Raw genomic sequence first — 15,300 nt, forward strand, 5'->3', positions numbered from 1 at the left:
AATTCGCTGGGCAGTTTCCTCAAGCGCGCTATCGAACACCTCGGACCTTGCGTCCGGCGGCGTGCAGATCGGATCGGTGCGCACTATCTCATGGCGAAGAGCTCCTGATGGAACCGCTCTTCCACCGGCAATCCGTGAGCCGCAAAATCCTTCTGCAATGCCTCTCCAAAGCGCGCAGGGCCGCAGAACCAGATGCTGGCGTCGCGCCACTGCGGCACGGCAGCGCGGATGCGGTCGCCGGTCAGACGGCCGTCACGGGCATCGATGAGGATGTGCAGACGAATATTCGCGGCTTCGGCATCGGCTCTCAGCTTCGCGAGCGCAGTCTCGTCGACGTCGGCGGTCGTGTGAAACAGGTCCACTGCCGGCGGCGGCTGGTCCGGATGCGCGCGCCTTTCCAGGGCCAGATACTTCATTCTGGCGATGAACGGCGTGATGCCGATGCCGCCGCCGATCCAGATCTGCCGCGACTGGCCATCGTCGAAGTCGAAGCAGCCGTAGGGACCTTCGACCTTCACGGTCTGGCCGACTCGCAGCTTCTCCCGCAATCGGCTGGTGTGGTCTCCGAGCTCCTTGGCGATGAAGGTGATCCGGCGGTCCTTCTCATGCCATGCGGAGGCGATGGTGTAGGGATGCGCGCCTTCGGAAATGTCCGAGGTCGCGAAGGCAAACTGGCCGGGTCTGTGGCCCGGCCAGCCGCCGGGCACGTCGATCTCGGCCTCGAGGACGTGCACGCCGGGATAGTGCTTGAGCGCGGCGATCCTGCCCTCGACCTGCCGGCCGGCGCCGACACGGCGCAGCAGCACGATCACGGCGGCATAGCTGCCCGAGGTCAGAAGCACCGCCATCGCCGCGCCGACCGGCGATGCCCAGTCGTCAAAGTCGATGAGGACGACGGCGTGGAACGCAAGGACCAGATAGGCGACTGCAAGCAGGCGATGCGTCTTGTAGAAGAGGCGGTAGGGGAAATGCTTGATGAGCGCCAGCGCGATCAGGAGAACCGTCGCGTAGAATGCCCATTCGCCGATCCCCTCCGCCGTGCCGCGCAGGTTCGCGAAAGCCTGCTCGATCGGGTTCTCCAAAGGCGGCCTCGGGCCGCGTGCGGGTCGGCTCAACCAGCCCCAGCCGACCGCCCATTTCGGCCCCTGGCTCCAGAGCCAATGGATCACGGACAGGCACAGCGCGGCGATGCCCAGCCATTTGTGCAGGCGGTACATCTTGTCCAACCCGCCCAGCCAGCGTTCCGGCCACCGCGGCCGCAACGCCAGGATCATCGCGACGCTCATGGCCGCCACGGCAATGATGCCGCTGTGCTGGACCATGGCTCCGCGCAGGGCGAAAAAATTCGCTGACTGGAACACTGTCGGCTCGGCCGCCAGCCACAGAAGGCTCGAAAGGACGAGCAGGCCCCAGAACGCGTACGTGATGTTCCGCATCGGCGTCGAAATTCCCGTCTGAGGATGAGCACCTTAGGTTCCGCACGGCACAGGATACGTCGTTGACGGAGATCAAGCCCGCGCGGGTGCGGCTCAGAGCCCCGCGTCCCAATACGGCGTGCGCCCGACATGCCGGGCGAGGTGATCGACGAAGGCGCGGACCTTCATCGACATCAGCCGGTTGTCGGGATAGACCGCGTAGATCGTGCTCGCCGGCGGGGCCCAGGCCTCGAGCACGCGGTGCAGCGTGCCGGTGCGCAACGGCTGGGCCACCGCCCAGCTGGGCAGCACGGCGATGCCGATGCCGTCGATTACCGAGAGCCGCCGCGTCGTGCGGTTGAGAAGGCGGACGCCCAGGCGCCCCTCGAGCCGATGCACATGGGCGCTGACGGCCGACTTGGAGATCTTCAGCCGGCGGGCCGCGGCCGAGAAGCTGCCGCTGTCGACGACCCGGGCGAATGCAGCGATGCCGTCAAGCGGGTCCATCGGTTGATTGTCCTGGAATCCGAACGGCGTGTCCACGTGATTCCGGCTAATCGGCGGACCGGAACAGGCTCACCTTGGGCTGGTCATCCGCACCAAGCCAAGGGAGATCGATCATGGACACCGACGTCACCGCAGCCATGCCGTTCGTGCGCGAAGCAGCAGCCGGCGCGACCCTCAACGTGCTCGGCGTCACCCACATCTACAAGGCAACGGCTGCCGAAACGGGCGGCTCCTTCTCGCTGTGGGAAGCGGTCATTCCGCCGGGCGCCGGCGCACCGCCGCACACCCATGACCACGAGGACGAATCCTTCTATGTCCTGGGCGGCGAGCTCCTCGTCGAGTTCGACGGCGCGCCGGGGCCGCATCGCCTCGGACCCGGCGGCTTCTTCTTCGGCGCCCGCGGCCGGCGCCACAGCTTTCGCAATGTCGGCGACCAGCCGGCGCGTGTGCTGATCCTGAGCGCGCCCAGCGTCGGCCTCGACCGCATGTTCGCCGCGCTGGACGCCGCTGCTGCGACAGGCATGCCGGAGATCGGGACGCTGGCGGCCATCACGGCGAAGCATGGCGTCACCATCGAGCCGCCCGCGGCGTGAGCCGGCATCCGGTGGCGGATCGCGGAAGTTTTTGACGCGTGAGGCGCACCATGTTTGAGTGTGCACGGCGAATTTTCCTCGCCGGCTCAACGGGTTGCCATGGCTCAAGACAATCGGGTGGGAGTGGAGGCGCCTGACCATGGGCCCTCCAGGATGGGATGCGCCGGCCTGCTGCTGGCGGCGGTCCTCGCCGGGCCCGCGTACGGCCAGGCCAAGGCCAAGGGGGGCGGCGGCACGGTAACGCCGCCTCCAAGCGCATTGGCCTGCGGTGCGCTGAAGGCAGAGTCGTCACGGACCGCCTCGGCGTTCCAATGGACAGTCTCCGGGCCGGCGGGGAAGACCACGGAAACCGGAGCGCTGCGCGGCGGCCCGCGCTTCGAATGCATCGACGGCGCCGTCCTGGTCGTCGAGTTCACCTCGACGGCGGGGTATTCGTTCTTCGACGCCTACTTCCCCGACGGCACCAATATCGGCTATGGCCGCCAGCAGATCGAGCGCCGCGGCGGCCGCTTCGTTCTTCCGGTCCAGGCCAAGGCGCGCATCGCCCCGCAGTTCCGCGCCGCGTTCGACTATCACTGCCGCCTCAACATGCCGGCGGATCCCATTCAGCCGGCCGCCCGGGCGGATTGTGTCTTCTGAAGCATACCTCGTTCGGGTGGACGTCAGCATGAAGGTCGAGATTCGGAAGATCGGCAACTCGCTGGGCGTGATCTTGCTGCGGCCGGTCCTCGAATCGGGGGGTGTGGGCCAGGGTGACAAGCTCGAGGTCACCGACCAAGGCGTCCGCCCGCGGCGAAAGGGTGGCTTGGCGCCGCAGGCGTTGGATGCGTTGAAGCGGTCCATTGCGCTTGCTGTCGTGCGGGATTTCACGCCGGCGCAGATCCGCGCCCAGATCCTGGCCAACCTGCATCGCTGGCAGAAGCAGGGCGTCTGGGTGTCGGCGTACGACGAGTGGCGCAACATCGCCCGGGGCGGCGACGACGGCGCGCTTTTCGCAGCCATGCTGGGGCATGACGACACGGCCGCGCGGTTGCGCGAGTCGATGCCGTTCGTTGGCCTGCTGCCGCAGCCGGAGGTCCGGCGCCTGCATGAAGAAGCATCGGGTTGACCACATCCGAGCGGATATCGCGAGCGACTTTGCTTCTTCCGACAAGACGTAGAGCCAGCGTCGGACCCATTGCCTTCAGGCAGGGAGGAGCCCGATGCGCGCCAACAAGCCGTCCCGCGCCGCTGCTTGGTCCGCGCTGACGATCGCGCCGACATAGCCATCCGGCCGGACGAGCACCCAATCGCCGGGATCGAGGTCGCAGACCGCGCCGATATGTCCGCCGTCGTCCTTCAGGTCGCCGCCCTGGACGACCCGGCGGATCTGGAGGCTCCTGCGCGCCGCGACGCAGGCCTCGCTGCCGACCTCGTAGTCCAGCAGCGTCGCCTGCGGGCCGCGGAACACCTCGAACAGGCGCGTGGGCTGGCCGCCCGCGCCGCGGCGCCGCCCATGTCCTTCCCTGGGCGGAGCAATGTCTGGTAGGTAGATGGCGGGAGCATCGTCGGAGTTTCCGATGTCTGCGTTTCGCCGACACATCAAGCGATGGCTAGGCCCGCGCCTCAGCAACGCGCGGTTTCTCTTTGGCGCGCCGCTGGCCTACAAGCCGGGGCACTTCTACTCGCCGATCTGCGACCCCAAGGATCTCGCCCGGCATTACCGGGATCCAGACGGCATGGCTGGACGGGTCGATCTGCCGGGCATCGATCTCAGGGAGCCGGAACAGCGGGCCCTGTGGGAGGACTGGAAGCCCTACCTCTTGGAGTTTCCGTTTGCTGCCCAGCCCAAGAACGGGCTTCGCTTTCACTACGCCAACAGCAGCTTCGGGCCTGGCGACGCGACGGTCCTTTACTGCATGTTGCGGCACTTCAAGCCGCGGCGCCTGATCGAAGTCGGGTCAGGTTTTTCGTCGGTCTGCGCGCTTGACACCATCGACCGCTATCTTGGCGATGTCACCTGCACGTTCATCGACCCCCACCCCGGGTTGCTGCTGTCATTGCTGGAACCGGCGGACCGTAGCCGCATCAGGATCATCGGCAGCGAGATCCAGGACGTGGCGCTCGAGACGTTCGACACGCTGGACGCAGGCGACCTGCTGTTCATCGACTCCACGCACGTCGCCAAAACCGGCTCGGATGTGGTGCATGAGTTGTTTGCGATCCTGCCGCGCCTCAAGCCCGGCGTGATTGTTCACCTGCATGACATCCACTATCCCTTCGAGTATCCGAAAGCCTGGGTGGTGGACCTGAACTACTCGTGGAACGAGGTCTACGCAATCCGTGCGTTCCTCTCCTACAACAGCGCCTTCGAGGTTCTGTTCTTCAACGATTACTTCGGCCGCTTCCATGGCGATCTGCTTGATCGCGAAGCGCCGGACATGGCTCTGAACTACGGCAGCGGCTTGTGGTTGCGTCGCCGCGCCTGATCTCTCCCTTCAATCCTTGAGAAGATGTGACCGATGGCCGAAGTCACGGCAAGGCGCAACAATGCGCTGCCCTGTCAGAAGACCTGGCCCGGATTTCTCAAACTCCCCTCGTGGAAGGCATTGGGTGTTGGGTGAGAGGGCGGCGTGAGACATATATTGTTCGTAGAAATCCGGTCTAGGATGCGCTGCATCACGAGGGAGAAGCGCAAGCCATGGTCAAGACGGTGCTATATGCGGAGAAGCTGTACGACAACGACACGGTCGAGCGCGAGGTGTTCGGGCCGGACCTGCGCGTGGTGTGGCGCAACGTCGGCGACCTGTCGCAGCTGGAGGAGGGCGACTGCGCCGGGATCGACGGCCTGATGGTGATGCGGCACGCCGTGACCGCCGAGCATCTTGCCAGGTTCCCCAGGCTTGCCTGCGTCGTGCGCATGGGCGTGGGCTACGACAAGATCGATCGCAAGGCGGCCGCCGCGCGCAAGGTGATGGTGTGCAACGTGCCGGACTACGGCACCACCGAGGTGGCCGACCACGCGCTGGCGCTGGCCCTGTCGCTGCGCCGCGGCATCGCGCTGCACCTCGAGGCGCAGCGCCGGCCGCAGCCGGCGCCGTGGAGCTACGTGCGCGATCCGCTGCTGCGGCGCAACGGCGTGCAGACCTTCGGCATTGTCGGCCTGGGCCGCATCGGCACGGCGGCGGCGCTGCGCGCGAAGGCCTTCCAGTTCCGCGTCGTCGCCTATGACCCGTACATGCCCAACGGCACCGAGCTCGGCGTCGGTGTCGAGCGCGTGCGCTCGCTCGAGGCGTTGATGGAGCAGACCGACACGCTGTCGATCCATGCGCCGCTGACGCCTGAGACGCGCGGCATGATCTCGCGCGACATGCTGGAGCGCATGCCCAAGGGCGGCGTGGTGGTGAACACGGCGCGCGGCCCGATCGTCGATGTCGACGCGCTCGCCGAGCTCCTCAAGCGGGGGCATCTCGCCGGCGTCGGGCTCGACGTCCTGCCGGTGGAGCCGCCGGTCGAGCCCATTCCCGAGCTGCTGCGCGCCTACCGCGCGCGCGAGCCGTGGTGCGAGGGACGCCTGATCATCACGCCGCACTCCGCCTTCTTCACGCCCGAGGCCTGGGCCGACACAAGGCTCAAGGCGGCGGAGACCATGCGCGCGGCGCTGCTCGGACCGCGGCCGCAGAACGTCATCACGCCCGAGATGTTCTGACAGCGAGACGGCCGCCGGGAGCCGCTACGGCAGCACACGCTGTCCGCATAGGACTCCGGCGCCTTCGAGGAACGCAACGGACGACGCGCTCGTTAGTGGCAGGAACGGGAGCCAGGGCGTGCCGCGCTGGTCCATGACGGCCGACGACGAATCGCGTCACACTTGTCACTCCCGCAACTCGGTCCGGTGACACATCTCTTGCCTGACCGGCAGCGAGCGCACCGTTCGGCGGCGAACGGTATCGCGTTCCGGCACGGACAAGGGAACACGCCAGTTCGGAGGTTGCGATGACCAAGATCAAATCGCCGGTAAAAGGCGGCAAGGACAAGCAGCCAGCCATGCGCACGCCGCGCATTGTGTCGCCACAGGAGTGGCAGGCCGCGCGCGATCAGCTCCTCGTCAAGGAGAAGGCGCTCACCCGCGCCCGTGACGCGCTGGCCGCCGAGCGCCGGCGGATGCCGTGGCTTGCCGTCGACAAGGCATACATGTTCGAGGGGCCCGCGGGCAGGGTCGGCCTGCTCGACCTGTTCGCCGGCCGCCGCCAGCTGATCGTCTATCGCGCCTTCTTCGAGCCGGGCGTGCATGGCTGGCCGGACCATGCCTGCGTCGGCTGTTCCCTCGTGGCCGACCAGGTCGGCCATCTCGCCCACCTCAACGCACGCGACACGACCCTGGCGTATGTCTCGCGTGCGCCGCAGGCCGACATCGGGCGCCTGAAGGCACGGATGGGCTGGCAAGAGATCCCCTGGTACACCATCACCGACAGCTTCGACGCCGATTTCGGCGTGGGCGAATGGCATGGCCACAACGCCTTCATCCGCGACGGCGAGCGCGTGTTCCGCACCTACTTCATCGACGGCCGCGGCGATGAGGCCATGGGCACCGTCTGGAGCTACCTCGACATGACGGCGCTGGGGCGCCAGGAGACGTGGGAGGACTCGCCGGAAGGCTACCCCCGGAGCCGGCCGTACAAGTGGTGGAACTGGCACGACAGCTACGTCCCCGGCGCCGCGCCCGACCCGAAATGGGTCGAGGTCTCCGACGCCGACGAGGCCGCGTTCCGCAAGCGCGACGGGTGATGTCCGCCCCGCTCAACGCAGCCTGTGCTCCGTCCCGATGCCCGATGTGATGAACAGCGCCGTGGCGTGATCGGCGACATCGGCCGTATGCCAGACGCCGCGCGGGTTGACCGCGTATTCGCCTGCGCGCAGCGTGACCTTGTGCGGCCCGTCCGGCAGCTCCTGGATCAGCGTGATCTCGCCGGCGGTGCAGATCACCGCCTCGTCGCCCGCCGGATGCCGCTCCCAGCTCGTCCAGCTCTCGCGGAAGCTGTACATCGAGACCAGCCGTCCTTCACCGCCGTCGGCGGCATTGCGGTCGACATAGGCGGCATACCATTCCATGCCGGTGAATTCGGGCTGCGGCACCGCCTTCGCGCCGAGTCCGAGATGGAGCGGGTATTGCTCCAGCGAGAGTCGATTTGTCATGGCGTGACCTCGGCGTTGACCTGTCGTTGCGCGCCGGCATCCTCGGCTGCGAGGAAGTCCGTGATCCGGTCCGGATAGGGCTGGATGCCGTTCTTCTGCAGCAGCAGCGCCACCTGGCCGCGATGGCCGGCGGCATGCATCGCTACGTGCAGCAGCATCTCGCCGCGCGTCATGCGCGCGGGCTCGCCATTGGCGAAGGAGAAGGCGATCACCTCGTCCACCTTTTCCGGCCGCAGGGCGTCAGCATAATCGGCATACCAGTCCGCCGTCGAGCGGGCCTTGCCCGCCAGCGTGTCGAAGGACGGGATCTCGGCCGAGCGCGGTGCCTGGTAGCCGTGCGGGCGCGCCTCGAGGTTGTGGCTGAAGATCTCGTCGACGGCCTGGATATGGTCGAGCAGCCGCAGGACCAGGACCCGCTCGTCGGCGGCAAGCCGGTCGAGATTTTCGGCGATCACCGCGTTCAGGCCGTTGGTCGCCCAGCGCTTGTAGTGCATCAGGGTGCGATAGGGGAGGGTGAGCATCGCAATGCCTTTCACCAGGATCCGTTCTCCGACGGCGATGGACATAATGCGAGCTATAGCTCATATTGTCTACTCGCGTATCGGAGCACCCGGCATGGCCCGCAGGCCGCTCACGAATCCCAGGAAGCACGCCACTCAGGAGCGATCGCGCGCGACCGTCGATGCCCTGGTCGAAGCGACAGCTCGCATTCTGGTCAAGGAAGGCTTCGACAAGGCGAGCACCAACCGGATCGCCCAGAAGGCCGGCGTGAGCATCGGTTCGCTCTATCAGTACTACCCCAGCAAGGAAGCGCTCGTTGCCGCGGTTGTCGACCGCCACCACCAGGAGCTGATGCAGATCATCCGCGACGCGCTGGCGGAGGTCGCGGCGCTGCCGCTCGAGGACGCGGTGCGCCGGCTCGTCACCGTGGCGATCGAGGCGCATCGCATCGATCCCAGGCTCCATCGCGTCGTTGCCGAGCAGATCCCGCGCACGGGGCGGCTCGAGAATGTCGGCGCCTTCAATCAGGAAACCTTTGCCCTCTTCAGGGCCTATCTCGAGCGCCACCGGGACGAGCTTCGTGCCGTCGACCTGGGGCTGGCGGCTTTCGTGTGCGTGACCTCGATCGAGGCGCTGACGCATACGGCCGTGTTGCATCGCAGTGACATTCTCTCGGACGAGGCGGTCGATACGCTCGTCGACGAGGCCACGCGCCTCGTGGTGGGATATCTGCGCTGATCGTCCCCTGGCGTGCAGGGCATTCGCATATGCTGCCGTTCACCCTTCTCCCCGCGGCAGCGGGGAGAGGGAGGGGCCCATCGCGAAGCGATGGGAAGGTGAGGGGTACGAGCGATCAGTCCCTATTTTTGCTGCATGGCTTGATCGTTCCTACCCCTCACCTTCCCATGCCTGCGGCATGGGCCCCTTCCTCTCCCCGCTGCCGCGGGGCGAGTAGACGGCACCGGTGCTTCCATATGCGAATGCCCTGCCCTGACGTGCGCGTCGCGGGTCGGCTGGTCAGCCGCGGAGCTGCCGCGCGATGAACGCCTTGGCCGTTTCGCGCGCTCGGTCTGTCTGCGGCCCGGGTTCGGCGACCCATTCGTGGGTGGCGTTCTCGAACAGGCAATAGTCGCACGGGCCGCCGGCCGCCCTGTACGCCTCGACGAATTTCTCTTGCATCGCCGGCAGGACATTGTCGTCGAGCGCGCCCTGCATGATGAGGAACGGCACCAGGGCGACCTTCTCGCCGCGCTCGAGGATCTCCTGCGGGTTGCCTTCGTGGATCGTCTCCCACGGCGAGAAGAACGTCTTGTTGCTCTGGATCATGCTCTCGTTCTTGCGGCGCTGCGCATTCTCATAGCGGGCAAGGGTGTTGCTGGGCGGTGAGCGCATCGCGACCCAGGCGACGGTGGCGTCGATGTCCGGCGCGCCGGCAAGCGGGATGGAGCAGTAGCGCGGATCGTGCGGGCGCATCGCCAGCAGCTCGGCGACATGGCCGCCGCTCGACGAGCCATAGACGCCGAGCCTGGACGTGTCGCCGTTCCAGGTCGCGGCGTTTGCCTTGAGCCAGCGCACGGCGTAGTTGGCATCCTGGATGCAGGCCGGGTAGGGTGCCTCGCCCGCGAGCGTGAGATCGACGGCGACGACGAGCAGCCCGCTCGACGCCAGCGCACGGTCCATCGGCTCTTCGGCCTGGCGGTCCTTGCGGGTCCACGCTCCGCCGTGCAGGTCAAGGACGGCCGGGAAGGGGCCTGGTCCCTTCGGCTGGTAGATCCGTGCCATCAGCATGCGGCCGGCGGCGTTGCGCCGAAGCGCCACATCGCTGACGACAAGATCGAGCCGGGCGTCGGGATCGTAGACGGACGCGGCGGTTGCTGCCGGGGACGCCGTACGCCGAGCCGAAGTCGCTCCATCCATGGTCCTCTCCTACTGCAGCACCTCGAACCGCGGCGGGATGGAGCACGGTAGGCGTGTTTCCCCTGGGCCGCCAAGCGCCAAAGGGGGTTGCGCGGCGCCCGACCGAGGCGCTGTGATGCAGATATGAGGAACCGCGACCCAAACCTGCCATTGCTTTGGCGGACGACATGAACCCGACACCCGATGAGCAAATTGCGGCGCCCGACAGCACGGCGGTACGGGTCGCCTTGTGGCGGGCCCTGCATCTGGAGGTCGATCCGCCGCCGCACGTGCACGAGGACGATATCGGCCTGAAGCTGGCGGCGCCGGACGATGGCTGGCGCGATCGTCCCGACATGCACCCCGAGGGCACGCGCGCCTTCCGCGCCTCCATCGTGGCCCGCGCGCGCTTCATCGAGGATCTGGTGGCGGAGCAGGCCGGCCACGGCGTCGGCCAGTACGTTCTGCTCGGGGCGGGCCTCGACAGCTTCGCGCAGCGCCGCCCCGAGATCGCCTCCCGGCTGCGCCTGTTCGAGGTCGACCGGCCGGTCCCCAGGCATGGAAGCGGCAGCGCCTGGTCGCGCTGGGATACGGCGCGCCCGATCGGCTGCGATTCGTGCCGGTCGATTTCGAGGCGGGCGATGCCTGGCCGGAAGGTCTCATCGCGGCCGGCTTCGACCCCGGCCAGCCGGCAATCGTCGCGTCCATCGGCGTCAGCATGTATCTCACGACCGAGGCGATCATGGCCATGCTGCGCCAGATCGCGTCGCTGGCGCCGGGGTCGGTGCTCGCCATGACCTTCCTGCTGCCGTTGGAGCTTGCCGACCCCGACATACGTCCAGGGCTCGAACGCGCGGTGCAGGGCGCGCGCGCCAGCGGCACACCGTTCGTCAGCTTCTTCACGCCGGCGCAGATGCTCGCGATGGCGCGCGCGGCCGGCTTCAAGGACGTGCGGCATGTTTCGGCAGCGGCGCTGGGTGAGCGCTACTTCGCAGGCCGGCCCGATGGCCTGCGGCCGCCGCGCAACACCGAGGAGCTGCTGGTCGCGACGGCAGGGCGCCGAGAGTCAACCAAGCCACCAACCTTGCGAGATGACCGTTGAAACGCGCCAAGATCGATGAACAGAATCGCTATCTGCTGCGGCTCCAGCACGACTTCCGGCGGGCCGCGGATATCGTGACCGATGCGCTGATGGCTTTCGAGGAGGTCGACGCCGTCGCTGTCATCGGATCGGTGGCCAAGCCGCTGTGGCAGGAGGTTCCGCGGTTCTCCGAATTCCGCCGCGCCGGGATCGAGGTCTGGCACGAGTGCAAGGATCTCGATCTGGCGGTGTGGATCACCTCGCAGCACCGGCTCGATGCATTGCGTCGCGCCCGCGATCTGGCGTTGCGCGACGCCCATGAGAGGGGTGCGGGTCCGAGCACGGCCAGTCATCAGGTCGAGGTTTTCTTGATCGAGCCGGGAACCGACAGGTACCTGGGGCGGCTATGCAATTTCAACGCATGCCCCAAGGGCAAGCCTCAGTGCCTCGTGCCGGGATGTGGCGACGTTCCCTTCAACAAGCGTGTCGAGGATTTCGAGCCGCATGCGGATCTGCTGGCATCCGCCACATATGCGCTGCTGTACCGGCGCGGAGCCGGACGCGTGCGTTCCGCGCTCGACTTGCCGAAGCCTGACGACGCGGCAGGCCACCCCGCTCGGCGCGCAAGCCGCCAGCGCGAGCGGTGAATGCTGACCGCGTGTTCGACCGGCTGCCGTCATTGCGGCAGCTGACGACCGAAGCCTGGGGTGCTCCTAGTTTACTATATGCGATGATCATCCGTCGCTCACCTGGATGGGCCGCCTCCAGGGGAAGGATGCGAAGCCCCTGATTTTGCGCCCGTGGTGTGTCGCCGGGATCGGACAATGTAGGATCAAGTGGCCGCGAGTGAACGGAGCGACGGGCATGACGGTGCGAGGGAGAGCCTGATGCGGATGCAGCCCATGGTCATCGGCCACCACTGCATGGCATCAGCCGGCCAGTATCTCGCCACCGAAGCGGCGCATGCGGTCCTGCGCGCCGGCGGCAACGCGATCGACGCCGGCGTCGCCGGCGGCATCGCGCTCGGCGTCGTGCACAGCGACCAGGTCCAGTTCTCCGGCGTCGCGCCGATGCTGATCTACCTGGCCGACCGCGACGAGACTGTGTCGATCGCCGGGCTGGGCTGGTGGCCCAGGGCGCTGAACGTCGAGACGTTCATTCGCGACCATAACGGCACGATTCCCATGGGCATCCTTCGCACCGTGGTTCCGGCGGCACCCGACGCCTGGATCCTGGCGCTGCAACGCTACGGCACCATGAGCTTCGGCGAGGTTGCGGCGTCGGCCATCCGCTATGCGCGCGACGGCTTTCCGGTGCATGCCGTCATGGCGACGTTCCTGCAGGACAAGGTCGAGGATTACCGGCGCTGGCCGCAGAACACGTCGATCTGGCATCGCGACGACGCACCGCTGCGCGAAGGCGACCGGCTGGTGCAGGCTGATCTCGGCCGCACGATACAGTTCATGGCCGACCAGGAAAAAGCAGCGGCGGGCAGGGGCCGCGATGCCGGTCTGACGGCGGCCCGCGACGCCTTCTATCGCGGCGACATCGCCCGGACGATCGTGAAATATCACCGCGAGAATGGCGGCTTGCTGACGCAGCAGGATCTCGCCGAATACCGCTCCGAGATCGAGAAGCCGCTGCGCTACACCTTCAAGGGCACCGACGTGTTGAGCTGCGGTCCCTGGTGCCAGGGGCCGGTGCTGCTGCAGATGCTGTCGATGCTGAACGAGGTCGACCTCAAGGCGCTGGGCCACAATTCGAAGGCGTATATCCATCTCCTGGCCGAGGTCATGAACCTCTGCTTTGCCGACCGCGAGCGCTACTATGGCGATCCACGCTTCGTCGACGTTCCCATGGAAACGTTGTTGTCGCGTGCCTATGCGCAGGAGCGGCTGAAGACGATCCGGAGCGATCGCGCCTTCGGCGAAATGCCGCCTCCCGGTCCTGTCGCCGGCCATCGCGCGGGCCGCACCGGCAGGCCGTCGGTTGCCGTCGGCGAGCCGGGACTGCCGGGCGACACCTCCTATGTCTGCGTGGTCGATTCGCCGGGCAACGCCTTTTCGGCGACGCCCAGCGACGTGTCCTGGGAAGGGCCTGTCATTCCCGGACTGGGGTTCTGCCCGTCATCGCGCGGGTCGCAGTCCTGGGGCGATCCTGCCCATGCCTCCGTCGTCGCGCCGGGCAAGCGGCCGCGGCTGACGCCCAATCCGGCGATGGCGATGCGCAAGGGCGAATTCCTCATGCCGTTCGGCTCGCCGGGCGGTGACCTGCAGCCGCAGGGCATGCTGCAGGCGCTGATCAATCATCTGGTCTTCGGCATGGATATCCAGCAAGCGGTCGAGGCGCCGCGCTTCGTGACCCGCAACTTCCCCGACAGCTTCGAGCCGCACACCTATTATCCCGGCCGCCTCGATCTCGAGCAGGCGATTGGCCGGCCGACGGGCGATGCCCTGGCCGCCATCGGCCACAAGGTGAATTGGCTCCCCGACCTCTCGCTGAGGACCGCAGGAGTCTGCGCCGTCTCCGCCGACCTCAAGGGCGGCAAGCTCTACGGCGCGGCGGATCCGCGCCGTACCGGCCGGGCGATGGGCTGGTAACGATTTGCCTTCATGGGGAGCTTGTCGAGCCCTGAAGGCCCAGGGCAGGCGATGGTGCGGAGCTTCTTGGTTCGACAAGCTCACCATGAAGCGTTCTCTACGTTGCAGTCAGGCTCCTGAAGAGTTCCCGGTCGCGCAATCCTTTTTCTGCACCTGAATGATCGCTCGACGATGGGTGCCGTCGCCGACCTTCTTGTCCTCGTCGTGCGCCTCGATCTTGAAGCGAAGCTTGCGGCCGTCAACCTCCAGGAGTTCGGCTTTGACCGTGACCTTCTGGCCCTTGGGCGTGGCGCCGAAATGCTTGACGTTGACCTCGAAGCCGACCGTCGTCTGACCCTCGGGGAGATGGGCCTGCACTGCCTGGATGGCCGCGCGTTCCATCAGGCCGATCATCGATGGCGTCGACAGCACACCGTCGCCGCCCATGTGCTTGACCACCAGCGTGTCGTCGACTGCCGTGATGATCTCCGCCATCAGACCAGGGGTCAGCTCGCTCGCCATGGTGCGTTCTCCTCTCCCTAGAAAAAGACATACGACCGTACCACGACGTTCTTGTGGCAGCGAGCATCGGCGGGCGCGGTCGAGACGTCGACACCCATTTCAGAGAGGAACTTCGCATTGCCGGGGGCGATGCGTTTACCCTCGACGTTCCCGAGCGCCCCCTTTCCTCTTGTTCGGTCCGGCTGGGCAGAGGATTTTCGCGCGCTACCAGGGGACGCACGAACTCAAGTCGCAGCTTTGATTTATCGCAAAGTCAGGATCTCCAGCGTCCGCCATACTTTTTGATATGATCAACCCCATGCCTCTTAGGCGCCGACTGGCAGGAATGATCTGGGCAGCGATGTTTGTGATCGCGGCGCAGCTCTTCGCCGGCTCCGCGCCCGCGCATGCGGGCCACTCCCATGGCCAGACAACGGCTCCACAGTCCTCCGCAGCTCACCTTTCCGATCACGTCTCGCCTCCTGCTCCTTCCACCTTACAGGTGGCAGGGTTGGAGCACGGTGATCTATCTCTGAGCGCGCCGGAGGGCGCGGACATGCCTGTCGTTCCCCAGTCCCGCGGATGTACGGGCGGCTGTTGCGGAAGCGGCCTCGGCTGCTGCGGGGCGGTGCTCGCTGTAGCTCCGAGCCCGACCCCGGACGAAGGGCCGCAGAAGGAAGCGGTCTCCGTCGCGTTTGACAGCCGGTCGGGCATATATCCCGAAACGCTAAGACGCCCTCCCAGAACCCGCGCGTAACGTGAGCTCGCGCGACTGCGCGAGCGGTTGGTGGCAATCCTGCCGTCGGCTCGACGCGTATTGCGAGGCTTTTCTGTCATGCGACTCGGTCGTTCACTCGTGCTGATCACAGCAGTTATCCTGCTCGCTACGAGCAACGCGCGAGCACCGGCTCACGGCGACCACGATCGCGACGGTTCGGCAAAGTCTGTCATGGCTCCGGCACTGCCAGACGCAGAGACCTCCTTGGATACTTTCGAACCGGTGGCAATCGCGAGGGCCGGAGAGCTTGGGATTTACCTCGACCGGTTCGCAG

At 66.7% G+C, this 15,300-nt stretch carries 16 protein-coding genes and 2 pseudogenes; 11 read left to right on the top strand and 7 right to left on the bottom strand.

The window, feature by feature from the left end:
* Nucleotides 1–83: 83 nt before the first annotated feature.
* Nucleotides 84–1,436, bottom strand: coding sequence for a ferredoxin reductase family protein (locus tag FHP25_RS25710; protein ID WP_147849839.1), 1,353 nt, complete (start codon nt 1,434–1,436; stop codon nt 84–86).
* Nucleotides 1,437–1,529: 93 nt separating this feature from the next.
* Nucleotides 1,530–1,922, bottom strand: a complete 393-nt coding sequence (locus tag FHP25_RS42285) for a LysR family transcriptional regulator (RefSeq protein ID WP_147849840.1) — start codon at nt 1,920–1,922, stop codon at nt 1,530–1,532.
* Between the two features lie 113 nt (nt 1,923–2,035).
* Here FHP25_RS42285 and FHP25_RS25720 point away from each other — a divergent pair, with 113 nt between their 5' ends.
* The 3 genes from FHP25_RS25720 to FHP25_RS25730 all read left to right on the top strand — a co-directional run bounded on the left by FHP25_RS25720 (nt 2,036) and on the right by FHP25_RS25730 (nt 3,623).
* Nucleotides 2,036–2,515 carry a cupin domain-containing protein gene (locus tag FHP25_RS25720; protein WP_147849841.1) on the top strand — a complete coding sequence of 160 codons (480 nt, stop codon included), beginning with the start codon at nt 2,036–2,038 and terminating at the stop codon, nt 2,513–2,515.
* A 153-nt stretch (nt 2,516–2,668) separates the two neighbouring features.
* Nucleotides 2,669–3,154: a hypothetical protein gene (locus FHP25_RS25725; RefSeq protein WP_147849842.1), complete on the top strand. Its 486-nt coding sequence runs from the start codon at nt 2,669–2,671 to the stop codon at nt 3,152–3,154.
* Between the two features lie 28 nt (nt 3,155–3,182).
* Complete coding sequence (locus FHP25_RS25730) at nt 3,183–3,623, top strand: AbrB/MazE/SpoVT family DNA-binding domain-containing protein (protein ID WP_147849843.1); 441 nt, start codon at nt 3,183–3,185, stop codon at nt 3,621–3,623.
* Nucleotides 3,624–3,698: 75 nt separating this feature from the next.
* Here FHP25_RS25730 and FHP25_RS25735 read toward each other — a convergent pair whose 3' ends face one another.
* Nucleotides 3,699–4,097, bottom strand: a complete 399-nt coding sequence (locus FHP25_RS25735) for an aromatic-ring hydroxylase C-terminal domain-containing protein (protein ID WP_331461703.1) — start codon at nt 4,095–4,097, stop codon at nt 3,699–3,701.
* Between FHP25_RS25735 and FHP25_RS25740 the strand changes: the two genes are divergently transcribed.
* The 3 genes from FHP25_RS25740 (at nt 4,075) to FHP25_RS25750 (ending at nt 7,282) form a co-directional block, all read left to right on the top strand.
* The gene (locus FHP25_RS25740; RefSeq protein WP_178133780.1) at nt 4,075–4,983 is read left to right on the top strand and encodes a class I SAM-dependent methyltransferase; all 909 of its coding nucleotides are present in this window, start codon (nt 4,075–4,077) and stop codon (nt 4,981–4,983) included. The two genes, FHP25_RS25735 and FHP25_RS25740, sit on opposite strands and share 23 nt — an antisense overlap.
* 212 nt (nt 4,984–5,195) lie before the next feature.
* Nucleotides 5,196–6,203: a C-terminal binding protein gene (locus FHP25_RS25745; protein WP_147849846.1), complete on the top strand. Its 1,008-nt coding sequence runs from the start codon at nt 5,196–5,198 to the stop codon at nt 6,201–6,203.
* 287 nt (nt 6,204–6,490) lie between these two features.
* Nucleotides 6,491–7,282, top strand: a complete 792-nt coding sequence (locus tag FHP25_RS25750; RefSeq protein WP_147849847.1) for a DUF899 domain-containing protein — start codon at nt 6,491–6,493, stop codon at nt 7,280–7,282.
* Between the two features lie 12 nt (nt 7,283–7,294).
* On the opposite strand, the gene FHP25_RS25755 is transcribed toward FHP25_RS25750, so the two are convergent.
* Together FHP25_RS25755 and FHP25_RS25760 are read right to left on the bottom strand one after the other, a co-directional pair.
* On the bottom strand, nt 7,295–7,690 hold the full coding sequence (locus FHP25_RS25755; protein WP_147849848.1) for a cupin domain-containing protein: 396 nt from the start codon (nt 7,688–7,690) through the stop codon (nt 7,295–7,297).
* A complete protein-coding gene (locus FHP25_RS25760; RefSeq protein ID WP_218578585.1) occupies nt 7,687–8,211 on the bottom strand; it encodes a DinB family protein in 525 nt (174 codons plus the stop codon). The genes FHP25_RS25755 and FHP25_RS25760 overlap by 4 nt, the downstream gene beginning before the upstream one ends.
* A 4-nt stretch (nt 8,212–8,215) precedes the next feature.
* Here FHP25_RS25760 and FHP25_RS25765 point away from each other — a divergent pair, with 4 nt between their 5' ends.
* Nucleotides 8,216–8,929 (top strand): TetR/AcrR family transcriptional regulator, encoded by a 714-nt coding sequence (locus FHP25_RS25765; protein WP_218578586.1) that lies wholly within the window; start codon nt 8,216–8,218, stop codon nt 8,927–8,929.
* A gap of 279 nt (nt 8,930–9,208) precedes the next feature.
* On the opposite strand, the gene FHP25_RS25770 is transcribed toward FHP25_RS25765, so the two are convergent.
* Complete coding sequence (locus FHP25_RS25770; protein WP_147849851.1) at nt 9,209–10,108, bottom strand: alpha/beta hydrolase; 900 nt, start codon at nt 10,106–10,108, stop codon at nt 9,209–9,211.
* Between the two features lie 167 nt (nt 10,109–10,275).
* On the opposite strand from FHP25_RS25770, the pseudogene FHP25_RS42670 reads away from it, so the two are divergent.
* The 4 genes and pseudogenes from FHP25_RS42670 to FHP25_RS25785 all read left to right on the top strand — a co-directional run.
* Nucleotides 10,276–10,623, top strand: a pseudogene (locus tag FHP25_RS42670) (class I SAM-dependent methyltransferase); the annotation flags it as partial.
* 29 nt (nt 10,624–10,652) lie between these two features.
* A pseudogene (locus FHP25_RS42675) lies at nt 10,653–11,189 on the top strand (class I SAM-dependent methyltransferase); the annotation flags it as partial.
* The gene (locus FHP25_RS25780) at nt 11,186–11,815 is read left to right on the top strand and encodes a hypothetical protein (protein WP_147849852.1); all 630 of its coding nucleotides are present in this window, start codon (nt 11,186–11,188) and stop codon (nt 11,813–11,815) included. The pseudogene FHP25_RS42675 and the gene FHP25_RS25780, both read left to right, overlap by 4 nt.
* Nucleotides 11,816–12,055: 240 nt before the next feature.
* Nucleotides 12,056–13,768 carry a gamma-glutamyltransferase family protein gene (locus FHP25_RS25785; RefSeq protein ID WP_147849853.1) on the top strand — a complete coding sequence of 571 codons (1,713 nt, stop codon included), beginning with the start codon at nt 12,056–12,058 and terminating at the stop codon, nt 13,766–13,768.
* A gap of 108 nt (nt 13,769–13,876) precedes the next feature.
* Here the strand turns inward: FHP25_RS25785 and FHP25_RS25790 are convergent, their stop codons facing one another.
* Entirely contained in the window at nt 13,877–14,269 is a 393-nt protein-coding gene (locus tag FHP25_RS25790) for a thioesterase family protein (protein ID WP_147849854.1), read from the bottom strand.
* Nucleotides 14,270–15,300 lie beyond the last annotated feature (1,031 nt).

It is taken from the genome of Vineibacter terrae (genome assembly GCF_008039615.1).
GTDB lineage: Bacteria > Pseudomonadota > Alphaproteobacteria > Reyranellales > Reyranellaceae > Vineibacter > Vineibacter terrae.

Bases quoted from the DNA above. Each gene is read 5' to 3' on its own strand.
- FHP25_RS25710 (WP_147849839.1), bottom strand. From the start codon at position 1,436: ATGCGGAACATCACGTACGCGTTCTGGGGCCTGCTCGTCCTTTCGAGC.
- FHP25_RS42285 (WP_147849840.1), bottom strand. From the start codon at position 1,922: ATGGACCCGCTTGACGGCATCGCTGCATTCGCCCGGGTCGTCGACAGC.
- FHP25_RS25720 (WP_147849841.1), top strand. From the start codon at position 2,036: ATGGACACCGACGTCACCGCAGCCATGCCGTTCGTGCGCGAAGCAGCA.
- FHP25_RS25725 (WP_147849842.1), top strand. From the start codon at position 2,669: ATGGGATGCGCCGGCCTGCTGCTGGCGGCGGTCCTCGCCGGGCCCGCG.
- FHP25_RS25730 (WP_147849843.1), top strand. From the start codon at position 3,183: ATGAAGGTCGAGATTCGGAAGATCGGCAACTCGCTGGGCGTGATCTTG.
- FHP25_RS25740 (WP_178133780.1), top strand. From the start codon at position 4,075: ATGTCTGCGTTTCGCCGACACATCAAGCGATGGCTAGGCCCGCGCCTC.
- FHP25_RS25735 (WP_331461703.1), bottom strand. From the start codon at position 4,097: ATGTGTCGGCGAAACGCAGACATCGGAAACTCCGACGATGCTCCCGCC.
- FHP25_RS25745 (WP_147849846.1), top strand. From the start codon at position 5,196: ATGGTCAAGACGGTGCTATATGCGGAGAAGCTGTACGACAACGACACG.
- FHP25_RS25750 (WP_147849847.1), top strand. From the start codon at position 6,491: ATGACCAAGATCAAATCGCCGGTAAAAGGCGGCAAGGACAAGCAGCCA.
- FHP25_RS25755 (WP_147849848.1), bottom strand. From the start codon at position 7,690: ATGACAAATCGACTCTCGCTGGAGCAATACCCGCTCCATCTCGGACTC.
- FHP25_RS25760 (WP_218578585.1), bottom strand. From the start codon at position 8,211: ATGCTCACCCTCCCCTATCGCACCCTGATGCACTACAAGCGCTGGGCG.
- FHP25_RS25765 (WP_218578586.1), top strand. From the start codon at position 8,216: ATGCCTTTCACCAGGATCCGTTCTCCGACGGCGATGGACATAATGCGA.
- FHP25_RS25770 (WP_147849851.1), bottom strand. From the start codon at position 10,108: ATGGATGGAGCGACTTCGGCTCGGCGTACGGCGTCCCCGGCAGCAACC.
- FHP25_RS25785 (WP_147849853.1), top strand. From the start codon at position 12,056: ATGCGGATGCAGCCCATGGTCATCGGCCACCACTGCATGGCATCAGCC.
- FHP25_RS25790 (WP_147849854.1), bottom strand. From the start codon at position 14,269: ATGGCGAGCGAGCTGACCCCTGGTCTGATGGCGGAGATCATCACGGCA.